The 12,463-nt window shown below is 73.5% G+C and carries 13 protein-coding genes and 1 pseudogene; 6 read left to right on the top strand and 8 right to left on the bottom strand.

From position 1 onward, the window contains the following. Positions 1–120: 120 nt before the first annotated feature. Positions 121–1,494: a cryptochrome/photolyase family protein gene (locus IEZ01_RS30700; RefSeq protein ID WP_189204954.1), complete on the bottom strand. Its 1,374-nt coding sequence runs from the start codon at positions 1,492–1,494 to the stop codon at positions 121–123. Positions 1,495–1,669: 175 nt separating this feature from the next. On the opposite strand from IEZ01_RS30700, the gene IEZ01_RS30695 reads away from it, so the two are divergent. Then, on the top strand, positions 1,670–2,128 hold the full coding sequence (locus IEZ01_RS30695) for a Rieske (2Fe-2S) protein (RefSeq protein WP_019884655.1): 459 nt from the start codon (positions 1,670–1,672) through the stop codon (positions 2,126–2,128). Here IEZ01_RS30695 and IEZ01_RS30690 read toward each other — a convergent pair. Further along, on the bottom strand, positions 2,115–2,765 hold the full coding sequence (locus tag IEZ01_RS30690; RefSeq protein WP_019884657.1) for a cysteine hydrolase family protein: 651 nt from the start codon (positions 2,763–2,765) through the stop codon (positions 2,115–2,117). The genes IEZ01_RS30695 and IEZ01_RS30690 overlap by 14 nt on opposite strands. 154 nt (positions 2,766–2,919) lie before the next feature. Here IEZ01_RS30690 and IEZ01_RS30685 point away from each other — a divergent pair, with 154 nt between their 5' ends. Beyond that, positions 2,920–3,405 (top strand): pyridoxamine 5'-phosphate oxidase family protein, encoded by a 486-nt coding sequence (locus IEZ01_RS30685; RefSeq protein ID WP_019884659.1) that lies wholly within the window; start codon positions 2,920–2,922, stop codon positions 3,403–3,405. Between the two features lie 162 nt (positions 3,406–3,567). Here IEZ01_RS30685 and IEZ01_RS30680 read toward each other — a convergent pair whose 3' ends face one another. Beyond that, the gene (locus tag IEZ01_RS30680; protein ID WP_019884660.1) at positions 3,568–4,479 is read right to left on the bottom strand and encodes a LysR family transcriptional regulator; all 912 of its coding nucleotides are present in this window, start codon (positions 4,477–4,479) and stop codon (positions 3,568–3,570) included. Positions 4,480–4,553: 74 nt separating this feature from the next. Here IEZ01_RS30680 and IEZ01_RS30675 point away from each other — a divergent pair, with 74 nt between their 5' ends. After that, positions 4,554–5,546, top strand: coding sequence for a DMT family transporter (locus tag IEZ01_RS30675; protein ID WP_373287686.1), 993 nt, complete (start codon positions 4,554–4,556; stop codon positions 5,544–5,546). Here IEZ01_RS30675 and IEZ01_RS30670 read toward each other — a convergent pair. Then, a complete protein-coding gene (locus tag IEZ01_RS30670; protein ID WP_078513242.1) occupies positions 5,537–6,868 on the bottom strand; it encodes an aminotransferase class I/II-fold pyridoxal phosphate-dependent enzyme in 1,332 nt (443 codons plus the stop codon). The two genes, IEZ01_RS30675 and IEZ01_RS30670, sit on opposite strands and share 10 nt — an antisense overlap. 35 nt (positions 6,869–6,903) lie before the next feature. Between IEZ01_RS30670 and IEZ01_RS30665 the strand changes: the two genes are divergently transcribed. Next, positions 6,904–7,584 (top strand): pyridoxamine 5'-phosphate oxidase family protein, encoded by a 681-nt coding sequence (locus IEZ01_RS30665; RefSeq protein ID WP_189204950.1) that lies wholly within the window; start codon positions 6,904–6,906, stop codon positions 7,582–7,584. A 6-nt stretch (positions 7,585–7,590) separates the two neighbouring features. Then, positions 7,591–8,236: pseudogene (locus IEZ01_RS30660) on the top strand (FMN-binding negative transcriptional regulator). Positions 8,237–8,274: 38 nt separating this feature from the next. On the opposite strand, the gene IEZ01_RS30655 reads toward IEZ01_RS30660, so the two are convergent. The 3 genes from IEZ01_RS30655 to IEZ01_RS30645 form a co-directional block, all read right to left on the bottom strand. Continuing rightward, a complete protein-coding gene (locus tag IEZ01_RS30655; RefSeq protein WP_189204947.1) occupies positions 8,275–9,237 on the bottom strand; it encodes a DMT family transporter in 963 nt (320 codons plus the stop codon). A gap of 164 nt (positions 9,238–9,401) precedes the next feature. Continuing rightward, positions 9,402–10,397: an EamA family transporter gene (locus tag IEZ01_RS30650; RefSeq protein WP_019884667.1), complete on the bottom strand. Its 996-nt coding sequence runs from the start codon at positions 10,395–10,397 to the stop codon at positions 9,402–9,404. 41 nt (positions 10,398–10,438) lie between these two features. Continuing rightward, entirely contained in the window at positions 10,439–10,972 is a 534-nt protein-coding gene (locus IEZ01_RS30645) for a Clp protease N-terminal domain-containing protein (RefSeq protein ID WP_373287685.1), read from the bottom strand. 298 nt (positions 10,973–11,270) lie between these two features. Here IEZ01_RS30645 and IEZ01_RS30640 point away from each other — a divergent pair, with 298 nt between their 5' ends. Beyond that, complete coding sequence (locus IEZ01_RS30640) at positions 11,271–11,699, top strand: type II toxin-antitoxin system Rv0910 family toxin (RefSeq protein WP_019884669.1); 429 nt, start codon at positions 11,271–11,273, stop codon at positions 11,697–11,699. A 69-nt stretch (positions 11,700–11,768) separates the two neighbouring features. Here the strand turns inward: IEZ01_RS30640 and IEZ01_RS30635 are convergent, their stop codons facing one another. Next, complete coding sequence (locus tag IEZ01_RS30635; RefSeq protein ID WP_028797288.1) at positions 11,769–12,383, bottom strand: PadR family transcriptional regulator; 615 nt, start codon at positions 12,381–12,383, stop codon at positions 11,769–11,771. Positions 12,384–12,463 lie beyond the last annotated feature (80 nt).

Here is a 12,463-nt window from a genome sequence, read left to right as displayed (position 1 = left end):
CTCGTGGAACCGGCCGGGCCCCGGGCCCGCGCTGGGCCCCGATGGTGGGGTCAGTCCCCGGCCGCGGGCGTCCCGGAGCCGGGCGGGTCGTGCAACCGGCCGGGCCCCTGGGCCCGGGGCTCAGTCCCGGCCGCGGGCGTGCCGGAAGCGGGTGAGGCCGTCGGCGAGGGACACGAGCGGGTCGGGGTAGTCCAGGGCGGCCCGTTCCGGGCCGGTGAGTTTCCACGGCTCGTGGACCGCCGGGGCGGGGACACCCGCGAGTTCGGGGACCCAGCGGTGTACGTAGGCGCCCTCCGGGTCGTACCGCCTGGCCTGGAGAACGGGGTTGAGGACCCGGCCCGGCCGGGTGTCGGTGCCCGTGCCCGCCACCCACTGCCAGTTGAGCTGGTTGTTGGCGATGTCGCCGTCGACGAGGAGGCGCAGGAAGTGCCGGGCGCCTTCGCGCCAGTCGATGTAGAGCGTCTTGGTGAGGAAAGAGGCGGCGAGCAGACGGCCCCGGTTGTGCATCCAGCCCTCGTGGGCGAGCTGCCGCATCGCCGCGTCCACGACGGGGTAGCCGGTGCGGCCCTCCCGCCACGCCTGCAGGTCTGCCTCCGCCTCCTCGCCGTGTCGCCAGCGGTCGTGCCGGGTCCGGTAGTCCTCCCGGGCCGCCTCGGGGCGCGCGGCCAGCACCTGGTGGTGGAAGTCCCGCCAGCACAGCTGCCGTACGAACGCCTCGGCGCCCGCGCCCGACCGGGCACGCGCGCGGTGGACGGCCTCGGTGGCCGAGACCGCGCCGAAGTGGAGGTACGGGGAGAGCCGCGAGGTGGCGTCGCCCGCGAGGTCGTCGTGGCGGTCCGCGTAGGCGTCGGCGTGCCGGGAGAGCCAGGCCGTGAGCCGTTTGCGGCCTGCCCTCTCGCCTCCGGTGGGCAGACCGGCGGAGACGGAGGCCACGGAGGCGCGGGCGGGCAGTTCCTCGGAGCGCACCGCCGGGGGTACGCGCACCGCCCGCGGCGCGGCCAGTGGCGTGCGCAGCGGCTCGGCCGTCCAGCGACGGAAGTACGGGGTGAAGACGGCGAAGTGGTCGGAGCCCTGTGGGGTGATCCCGCCGGGCGGCACGGCGGTGATCACGGCGTCGTGCACCTGGAGGCGGCGGCCGTCGGGCTCCAGGGCGCGCCGCAGCCGGTCCTCGCGGTCGTGGGCGAACGCCGAGCACCCGGCCGCCATGTGCACCTCGTCGGCCCCTGCCTGCCGCGCCACCGCGCGGACCTCGGCCGCGGTGGCGCCGGTCCGTACGACGAGCCGGCCGCCGCGCTCGGACAGTCCCCGGTCGAGGTCGGCCAGGCAGTCGGCGAGGAAGGCGAGTCTGTTGGGCGCCGCGAACCCGGCCCGGTCGACGGCGGGATCACGGACGAACAGCGGCACGATCTCGTCCGCCGCCCGCAGGGCGGCGCGCAGGGGAGGGTGGTCGTGCAGGCGGAGGTCCGAGGTGAACAGGACGACGCAGACGTTCATCCCGTCCTCGTACCACCGGCATCCCTTCGTCGTACCACCGGCTCGCGGATGCGCGAGGGTGCCACGCCCCCCGTCCCGACATTACTTCGGGGTAGTCGCCGTCTTCGTTGAACGTGTGGCCTCCGGGACGCGTACAGCACGGTGAAACGATGTCCGCTCTGGAAGGGGAGCCCGTATGACCGGATCGCAGGGGACCGCTCGGAACGTCGCGCGCCGTACCGTCGTCGCGGCGGCGGGAGGGGCGGGTCTCGCCGCGGCGCTGACCGCCTGCGGCGGCTCGGACACTCCGGCGAAGACCGTCGGGGAGAAGCCGGCCGACGGCGGGGCAGGGGCGCCGGCCGGTGGCGGTGAGGTGCTCGCCACGACGGCGGACATCCCGGTCGGCGGCGGGAAGGTGTTCGCCGACAAGGGGGTGGTGGTCACCCAGCCGCAGGCCGGCCAGTTCAAGGCGTTCTCGTCCAAGTGCACCCATCAGGGGTGCGCGGTCAGCGGCGTCAGTGACGGCGTCATCCTCTGCCCCTGCCACCAGAGCAAGTTCGACGCGGGCGACGGCAGTGTGAAGGGCGGGCCGGCGACGACCCCGCTGCCCGCCGCGAACATCACGGTGGACGGTACGTCGATCAAGCTCGCGTAGTCCGGCGCGGGCGTTTCCAGCAGCCCAGGACGTCGTCCGTGGTGCAGACGGTCGCCACGAGGGACAGGGTGTGGCGGATCATCGCGGGGGTGTAGTCGGGGGGCACCCCCGCGATGGCGTCGGAGGGGACGACGGCCGTGTAGCCGAGGTTGACGGCGTCGAAGACCGCGTTGGGGACGGCGACGTTCGCCGAGACGCCGGTGACGACGAGGGTGCGGCAGCCGAGGTTGCGCAGCAGCGCGTCGACGTCGGTGCCGGACAGCGGCGAAAGGCCGTGCAGGCGGCGGACGACGAGGTCCTCGTCGGCGACCTGGATGGGCTCGGCGATCCGTACGGCCGTACTGCCGCTGTGCTGCTGTACGGGCAGGCGCTCGGCGGCCCGGAAGAGGCGGGCGTTGCGGCTGGAGCCACGGCCGTCGGGGCGTCGTTCGGCGACCGCGTGGAGGACCTGCACGCCGGCGTCGTGGGCGCCCGCGACGAGCCTGGCAATGTGGTGGAGGGCGCCTGAGCGGCGGGCGACGGCGGCGAGTTCGGGCAGCGCGCTGTGCGGGCCGACCACACCCTGCTGGCATTCGACGGTGAGCAGGACGGTGCCGTCCGGATCGAGCTGCTCCACGAGCTGTTCGTACGACGCCATGCGGTCCCCCCTCGGAGCGGTGCGGTCCCCCGCGGACGTGCCCGGGCCGCCGGGTGCGCGAGGTTAGCCACCATTGCGCCGCGAGGGAAGAGCCCCCATGCTTTCTGACGTCCAGTCAGAAAGCTTCTGCCGTACGCGGGAAGGGGACGGGCCGATGACCGTCGCGCAGCGCCGGGGCCGCCGGATCATGATGTCGCCCAAGGAGCGGGACGCGTTCCTGGCCGAGCAGCGCACCTGCCGGGTGGCGACCGTCGCCGCGGACGGGCGCCCGCATGTGAGCGCGCTGTGGTTCGCCTGGGACGGCACCTCGCTCTGGCTGTACTCGATCACACGCAGCCGGCGCTGGGCCGAGCTGCGCCGCGACCCGCGGATCGCGGTCGTGGTGGACGACGGCGAGGAGTACGGCGAGCTGCGCGGGGTGGAGCTGTCGGGCACCGCTGTCTTCGTCGGCGAGGCCCCGAGGACGGGCGAGCCGTGCCCCGAACTGGACGGCGTGGAGCGGCTGTTCGCCAGGAAGAACTTCGGCCTGGACAGCATGCCGCACGACGGGCGGCACGCCTGGCTACGGCTGACGCCCGACGCGATCGCGTCCTGGGACTTCCGCAAACTCGCCACGCTCCAGGGCGGAGGCGACGGCTGACCGCCGCCCGTGGCGCCGCACCGCCGACGACCAAGCCGCGCCGCCGACCGCCGACCAGCCCGCGGCGCCACACCACCGGCCAACGACCAGCCCGTGCGCCGCGCCGCCGGCCGACGACCAAGCCGTGGCGCCGGCCCACGACCACTCCGTCGCGCGGCCGCCTCAGTCCCCCGCCGACAGTGCCTGGCCCGCCTCCGCCAGCGCCTGCACGGCGGCCCTGATCGAGGGCCGCCGGTCGGCGTCGGTGCGCCATACCGCGTAGATGTGCCGCCGCATCTTGTGCCGTACGGGCACGAACACCACGCCCTCCGGGACCGGGCCCCGCCCCAGCCGGGGAGTGATGCAGACGCCGAGGCCGGCGGCGATCATCGCGAGCTGGGTGTGGTGCTCCTCGGCGAGATGAGCGATGCGGGGTTCGATGCCCTGGGAGCGGAGGGTGAACATCAGCCACTCGTAGCAGAATTCACCCTCGGGCCAGGACACCCAGTCCTCGTCGGCGAGCTCCTCCAGGTCCAGCTCCTCGCGGTCGGCGAGCGGGTGCCCGACCGGCATGGCGATGTCCGCGGTGTCGTGGAGCAGATGGGCCCTGGCAAGGCCGCCGGGGACCGGCAGCCGCTTGTTGTGCCAGTCGAGGACGACGGCGAGGTCCATGTCGCCGCGCATGACGTGCTGGATCCCGGCCTCGGGCTCCAGCTCCCGGGTCCGTACGCGCAGTTCGGGGTGGCTCACCCGCAGCGCCGGGACCGCCGCCGGGAACAGGCCGCGCATCGCCGTGGGGAACGCGGCGAGCCGCACCTCCCCCACCACCTGCCCACGCTGCGCCTCGATGTCGGACTGGGCGATCTCGACCTGGGAGAGGATCCGCGCGGCGTGGTCGGCGAGCAGCTGTCCGGCGTCGGTGAGCCGCACGCCCCGCCCGTTCTTGGCCAGCAGCTGCTGCCCGACCTCCCGCTCCAGCTTGGACAACTGCTGGGAGACGGCCGAGGTCGTCACGTGCAGGCCGTCGGCCGCGCCGCTCACCGAGCCGTGCCGGGCGAGGGCGTCCAGGGTCCGTAGGCGCTCCAGATTCAACATGTAAGCAATGCTAAGCGATGAGCTCGACGAAAACTCGCTTGTTCTACGAGATCGTCTCCGTCATCGTGGCGGGTATGAGCAGCGTCGCCCCGGCCAGGGCCACCCCGACCCGTTCGTCATCCCTCCCCTCCCCCTCCCCCACCCCCTCCCCCGCCCGCCGTCGGCGTCGCGCGGTCGACTGGCGGGTCCGCTTCGCCGTCCTGTCCCTGATCTGGGGCTTCAGCTTTCTGCTCATCAAGGTCGGCACACAGGGCTACGCCCCGTTCCAAGTCACCTTCGGCCGGCTGTTCTTCGGTACGGCGGTGCTGGCCGTCGCCATGGCCGTCCAGCGCTCGCGGCTGCCGCGCGGCGTCCGCACATGGGCCCATATGGCGGTGGCCGCGTTCTTCCTGAACGCCCTGCCGTTCTCCCTCTTCGCCTACGCCGAGCTGACGATCCCCTCGACCCTGGCAGGGATCTGCAACGCCACGACCCCGCTGTGGGGCATGGTGCTGTCGATGGTCGCCCTCTCCGAGGACCGGCCGACCCGCCGCCGGGCCGCCGGTCTCGGCATCGGATTCGTGGGCGTGCTGACCGTGCTCGGCGCCTGGCAGGGCTTCTCCGGGCTCGACATGGCCGGGACGGCGATGGCCCTGCTCGCCTCGCTCAGCTACGCGGTCGGCTGGATCTACGTCCGCCGCACCCTGGCCGGCCGCAGCGAGTCCCATCTGTCGATGACCGGTGCGCAGCTCTTCCTGGGCATGCTCCAACTCGCCGTCGTCACCCCACTGTTCACCAGCTTCCCCACCTCGTTCCCGGTGGTGGAGCTGCTCGCGGTGGTGGCGCTCGGCGCGCTCGGCACCGGCGTCGCGGTCCTGCTCCAGTACGGAATGGTCGCCGAGGTCGGGCCGACGACGGCCTCGATGGTCACGTACTTCATCCCGGTCATCGCGACCGCCGCGGGCGTGGCACTCCTCGACGAGCAGCTGAGCTGGAACACTCCGGTCGGTGCGCTGATCGTGCTGGCCGGTGCGGCCCTCACCCAGAGCCGCGGGCCGAAGCGGCGGGCCCGGGAGGATCAGCCGTAGCTGAGGGCGGGGGCCGGTCCGGCGGCCGCGGCGACCGCGTCGGCGACCGCCTCGACGTCCCGTACGGACATGTCGGAGACGGTCAGCCGGACTCCTGGGCGGCTGGCCATCCGGAACCGGGCGCCGGGGGCGACCGCCCACCCCGACTGCAGCAGCTGGGCGACCGCCCCGGTCTCGTCGGCGACCGGCACCCATACGTTCATGCCACTGCGGCCGTGCGCCTCGACGCCCCGCTCCGCCAGGGCCCGTACGAGGGCGTCGCGCCGCTCGCCGTACGACCTGGCCACAGCCGCGACGTCCACGGCGCCGGTCTCCCAGAGGTGCGCGACGGCCCGCTGGAGCAGCCGGCTGACCCAGCCCGGTCCCAGCCGCTGGCGCCCCAGCACCCGGTCGACGGTGACGGGGTCGCCGGTCAGGGTGGCCACCCGCAGGTCGGGCCCGTAGGCCTTGGCGACCGAGCGGACCATCGCCCAGTGGTCCGTGCCGCCGGCGAGCGGATGGAGGGGCAGGTCGACGATGGCGTGGCCGTGGTCGTCCTCGATCAGCAGGGTGCGGGGGTGGCGGGCGAGCAGCGCGCGCAGTTCGGTCGCGCGCTCGGCGCTCACCGCCGCGCCGGTCGGGTTCTGCGCGCGGTCGGTCACGACCACGGCGCGCGCCCCGGCCCGTAGCGCGCGCTCCACACTGTGGGCGAGGGGTCCTTCGTCGTCGATCTCGACGGGGACGGGCTTGAGGCCGAGAGCCGGTACGAGATCCAGCAGGCCGCCCCAGCCGGGATCCTCGACGGCCACGGCGTCGCCCGGGCGCAGATGCGCGGCGAAGACCCGTTCGATGGCGTCGAGCGATCCGGAGGTGACGGCGAGGGGTCCGTCGGGGACGCCGTCGGCGTCCAGGGCGGCCCGGGCGAGCCGGGCGAAGCCGGCGTCGACGGGAGCCTGGCCGTAGAGGTCGGGGCGTTCGTCGCCTCGGCGGGCGGACACGGCGAACGCCTCGGCGAGCGGCGGCAGCAGCGCGGCGTCGGGGTTGCCCTTGCCCGCGTCCCTGACGCCCGGCGGGGCCTCGACCCGGAGCGACCCGCGGGCGGTGGTGGCGGGCTTGGGGCGCACCCGACTGCCGCGGCGGCCCGCGGTCTCGATCACTCCCCGCTCCCGCAGGGTGCGGTAGGCGGCGGCGACGGTATTGGGGTTCACCCCAAGCGCGGTCGCCAACTCCCTCATGGGCGGGAGCAGTTGTCCCGGAGCGAGGTCCCCGCTGCCGACGCCCTGCTCCACGCTCGCGGCGATCTCCGATGCACGCCGCCCGGCGATCCGATACTCTCCTAGCACAAAAGAGATTATGCACTAGTGCAATGGAGGATGCAATGTCGCAGACAGCCGGTTACGAGCCGACCGACCGGACCGTTCCCACCCGGTCCCGGCATCGCGCCTCGTACGACCGCGAGCTGGTCCACTCGATCCTCGACGAGGCGTACGTCTGCCACCTCGGCTTCGTCCGCGACGGCGCGCCGGTCGTCCTGCCCACGCTCTACGGGCGGGTCGGCGAGCGGCTGTACGTCCACGGCTCCACCGGCTCGCGCCCCCTGCGGATGGCCGGCCAGGGCGGCGGCGAGGTGGAGGCTCCGGGCCTCGCGGTCTGCCTCACGGTCACCCACGTGGACGGTGTGGTGCTTGCCCGGTCCGCCTTCCACCACTCGGTCAACTACCGCTCCGTCGTGGTGCACGGCGTCGCCCGTCAGGTCACCGACCCCGAGGAACGGCGTATCGCCCTCGACGCGCTCGTCGACCATGTCGTCCCCGGCCGCTCGCTGGACTCCCGCCCGGCCGACGCCAAGGAGCTCGCGGCCACGGCCGTCCTGCGGCTGGACCTCCAGGAGGTCTCCGCGAAGGTCCGCACCGGCGGCCCCGACGACGAGCCCGAGGACCTCGCCCTGCCGTACTGGTCCGGTGTCCTCCCGGTGGCCCGCCGCTACGGCACGCCCGTCCCGGCCGACGACCTGGACCCGGCCGTGTCCGTGCCCGCGTACCTCACCGCGCTCGGCTGACCCGGCATGCTCATCCACCCGTGGGACGCGGCCCACGACCGCGGCGAGTGGCAGAGCTGGCTCGCCGCCCACGACTTCGGGCCAGCTCGCGGTGAACGGCCTGCCCGGCGAGCCTCCGTGGGTTCAGCCGCTGCACTTCCGCTACGACCCGGAGCCCGGTCCGTACGGTCAGGTCATCGCCCACCTGGCTCGGCCGAACCCGCTCTGGCCGGCCCTGGAGGCGGGCCCGGACGTCCTGCTCAGCGTGGTCGACGACTACGTCTTCGTGCCGGGCCCGTGGGCCGCGCCGCCCTCCGCACCGCCGGAGCACGGCGTCCCCACCTCGTTCTACGCGGCCGTCCAACTGCGCTGCACCGCGCACCTCGTGGACGACCCGGCCGAGAAGGCGGCGCTGCTGAACCGCCAGACGGCCCACTTCCAGCCGGAGGGCGGCTCGGCCGTGGCCGCCGCCGGGCAGGCGCCGTACGGCAGGATGCTGTCGGGCCTGCGGGGCCTGCGCCTCGAAGTGACCGAGGTACGGGCCAAGTTCAAGTACGCCAACCACAAGCCGGCGGAGGTCCAGGACCGCCTGGCGGCCGGCCTGAGGGAGCGCGACGAGCCCCGCGATCGGGCGGCCCTCGCCCACCAGCTGCGCCGTCGCGCGACGGCGTAGGCGAGGGCCCCCGACAGCACCCGACAGGATCTGGCGCGCTAGGCCAGGGCCTCCGCGCGCCTGCGGGCCGCGGCGCCCCTGGCCTCGGCCGCCGCCAGGCCGCTGACCGCCGTCAGCAGCAGGAGGGTGCCCGCGAGGGTACTCGCGGTGAGTTCCTCACCGAGCAGGGTGACGGCGAGGACCGCGGCGCTCACCGGCTCCAGGAGCATGATCACGGAGACGGTGGCGGCGCGGACCACGGCAGCGCCCGCGAAGTAGAGGGCGTACGCCAGCGCCGTCGGCACCGCGGCCACGTACACCAGCAGGCCCACCACCGTGCCGATCCGGTCGGTGTGCGGGAGAAGCCCTTCGGCCGCCGCCATCGGCAGCAGGCCCACCGCGCCGATCGCGAACGCCCAGACCGTGGTGGTCAGCGCGTCCCCGCCGCCGCCGTCGCGGCCGAGCCACCGGGTCAGCAGGGTGATCGCCGCGTATCCGGCGGCGGACAGCACCGCCAGGACCACGCCGAAGGGGCGCACCTCGGCCTGGCCGCCACCGAGCACGAGGACGGCGAGCCCGGCCAGTGCCCCGCCCACGGCGAGCACACCGCCCCGGCCCATTCGCTCACCCATTGTCAGGCGGGCGCCGAGCGCGATGAGGACGGGTCCGGCGCCGAGGGTGACGACGGTGCCCACGGCGAGGCCGGTGGCCTCCACCGCGGCGAAGTACGCACTCTGGAAGAAGGTCAGCCCGATCCCCGTCCCGAGGATCCGCAGCAGCTTGCGGCGGCGCGGTTCGGCCAGGGGCGCGGCGGCCCGCCGGGGCCGCAGGGCCAGCGCGCCGAGGAGCAGGGCGAGGCCGCCGACGCAGCGCCAGAAGGAGAGCGCGAGGGGGCCGAGATCGCTGATCCGGAAGACGACGGTGGCGGCCGCGCCGGCGGTGCCCCAGGCGATTCCGGCGACGATCAGATAGAAGAGGCTCCGCCCGACGGGCAGCGCCGTGGGCAGGGAGGAGTTCGACACGTGGTTTCTCCGTGTGAAGACAGATGGATGGTCGCTCAGCTCCGTGTGCGGGCAGCGACGGTCCACCCGGCGGCCATGTCGGCCCGGGCCGGGTCTTCGTCAGGAGGTACCGCCCGCGTTACGCGGCGGGCGGCGGAAGAACGGTCGAAAGCATGATCGCCACCTTACGTGACGTTCTTGAGGGAGGCACGGTCGGGGGTCGGATGGTCCTCGTGGTCGCTCTGCTCCGAGCCGGCGACCGGCCCGGACGGCGCCTTGGGCGTCGACGACTGGGCGATGAACGCGCCGACGAGGACGACCGCGCCACCGATGATCTGCGGCGCCGCCAGGTGCTCCCCGAGCAGCACCCACGCCAGCACGGTCGCGATCACCGCCTCCAGGCAGGCCACGACTCCGGCGACCTGCGGGGAGAGCCTGCGAACGGCCACGACACCGGTGACGTAGGCGACGACGGTCGCGATGAGCACGATCCAGCCGAGCAGCAGCCAGGCCGGGGCGGTGGTTCCGTTCAGGTCGGCGGCGCCGCCGAGGACGGACCAGTCCATGCCCCAGGGCCGGGCCACGACGGTCAGGACGAGCGCGCCGACGAGCAGGCCGTACGCGATGACGCCGAGCGGATCGGCGGGTTCGGCCTCGTCGCTGCCCTGGTCGGACAGGACGAAGTAGCCGACCTGGCAGCAGGCGGCGGCCAGCGCGAGCAGCAGCCCGAGGAGGTCGAAGGTGAGCCCGGACCAGACCTGCACGACACAGGCGAGCCCGCCGACGGCGAGCACCACTCCGAGCGCGGCGGCGCGGGTGACGGGGCGGCGCTGGACGAACCGCACCCAGCCGAGGACCAGCGCGGGTGCGAGGTATTCGATGAGGAGGGCGACGCCGACCGGGATCCGGGAGATCGCCGCGAAGTAGCAGGCCTGGACTCCGGCGACGGCGAGGAGACCGAAGCCGGCGAGGAGAGCGGGCTTGCGGCGCAGGAGGTCGCGGTGGCGCCAGGCCACCGGCAGCATGACGAGGGCGGCGCCGGCCACCCGTAGCCACACCACATGCAGCGGGTCGAGCCCCGCTTCGATCAGCGGCTTGGCCGCGACACCTGATCCACCGAATGCGAACGCCGAGGCCAGGGCGAGTCCCAGGCCGGCGCTTCTCCCCTGAGACGCGTGCATCGGGCCATCATGGCAGCAGTGCGTCAGGTGCGTAAGACCCGTTACACCTGTTGAGACAGCTCCGCGATCCGCCGGGTCAGGGCGGCCGGATCGGCGCCCGCGCGGCCGAGGACCTCCACGGCCCGGCAGGCCGGGTCGGCGACGAGCGCGGCCAGCAGGTCGAGGCCGTGGGCGCGGGCGTCCTCGCGCTGGGCGGCGCGGTCAAGGGCGCGGGCCATGGCGGCCACGGCGGAGGGCGACCAGCCCGCCATCTGGTTCTTGCGTACGACGAGGGGGGCGACCCCGGAGTCCTCCACGGCGCCCTGCCAGCGCAGGCCGTACCCGATGCTGCGCTGGACGAGGTAGCCGAGGACCCGGGCGACCCGGCCGGGGCCGTCGAAGGCCGCGCCGACCGCCGGGGCGCACTCCAGCAGCGAGTGAAGGAGGTGGGCGGTGTCGATCTGCCGGTCCCCGTCCCGCAGCGCCCTTCGGCGCGCGCCCGCGACGACCGACGCGAGTTCGACGGTGAGCCTGCTCAGCTCGACGGTGAGCCGGGCGTCAATCGCTCCGCGGGACGCGGCGGGCGACTGAGGCACCCGTGGTACAGGAAATTGCACCGTCCCATCCCATCAGCCCTGTCGGGCCATGACCATCCCCGCCGGGAACCATGTCTCCATCCCACGGGAGGTGGGCATGGCGCGTTCCTTCCTCCTCCTTACGGATGAGATTGCGAGGAAATGACAGAAGGGGCGCGCGCCGCCTTGCCTCACGCCCCCTCAGCCGACTCGGCGACAGGGGAAACGGGACGAGCAGATCTGACGGCCCATCAGTATTGAATGTTCACCGGCCCCCGGCTACGTTCCGCGCCACGGAGTCGACAAGAGGAGTGGTCGCATGGCCGACGTCAGCGCGGAGGCACGGATCGAGGCACCGGCCGAGAAGGTCTGGGCGCAGCTGACCGACTTCACCTCGTACGACCGGTGGAACGCCACCCACACGAGCTTCCCCAAGGGGGGTCCGGCCCCCCTGGAGCCCGGCGCCACGTTCGAGGAGAACATGAAGCTGATGGGCTTCCCCGCCGAGGTGCTCTGGACGGTCGAGGAGCTGGAGACCGCGCGGGTCCTGGCCATCCGCGGCAAGGGCCCGATGGGGGTCAGTGTCGGTACGCGCTACTCGCTGACGGCGGACGGGGACGCCACGACGCTGCGGATCGACGGCGAGTTCACCGGCGCCGCGGTGTCCCTGATGGCCGGCAAGCTCAAGGATTCGGCGACGGCGGCGCTGAATGAGTCGCTGCGCAGGCTCGGCGCGCTGGTGGCCTGAGGTCCGGAGACAGCGAGGGCCCCGTGGCACGGATGCCACGGGGCCCTCACCCTGACCGGACGACCTGACTCAGTGCTCGTCGGCCAGGATCAGGTACAGCTTCTTACGGGCGTCGTTGATGACCTCGACGGCCTTCTGCCGCTGCTCAGTGTTGCCGGTCTTCCAGACCTGGCCGAACGCCTCCATCAGACCGAAACCGGCCTGACGAACCTCGTTCAGGGCCTCCCAGTCGACGCCGCGGCCGGCCTCCTCCCACGGGGCCTCGGGCCCCGCCTCGACCTCTGCCCGCCCCGCGTCGGTGAGCGTGAACAGCTTCTTGCCGCCCTCGCTCGCGCTGACGATCAGCCCCTCGTCCTCCAGCAGCTGGAGGGTGGGGTAGACGGAGCCGGGGCTGGGCTTCCAGGCCCCGCCGCTGCGCTCGCCGATCTCCTGGATCATCTCGTAACCGTGCATCGGACGGTCCTTCAGCAGCGCCAGGATCGAGGCGCGCACATCTCCGCGCCGCGCCCTGCCCCGACCACCGCCTCCGCGGCCGCGGCCGCCCCAGGGACCTCCGCCCCCGAACCCCGGTCCGAACGGGCCGAAGGCCGCACGCCGCCCCTCGAAGTCGCCCCAACCCCGATGGCCGGGCCCGCAGTGTCCGTGCCCGCGGCCGTGCTCATGCTCGTGTCCTTGTGAACGCATCGCTACGCTCCTCCCATCGTTGATCTGTCGCGATGCTTCAACGATATATCGGAAGCGTTCGGTGAGCAACAACCCGATTG

The organism is Streptomyces purpureus (assembly GCF_014648195.1).
In the GTDB taxonomy this organism is placed as follows: Bacteria; Actinomycetota; Actinomycetes; order Streptomycetales; family Streptomycetaceae; genus Streptomyces; species Streptomyces purpureus.
Note: the sequence above shows the minus strand (reverse complement) of the source record. Positions and strands in the feature narration are given on the sequence as shown.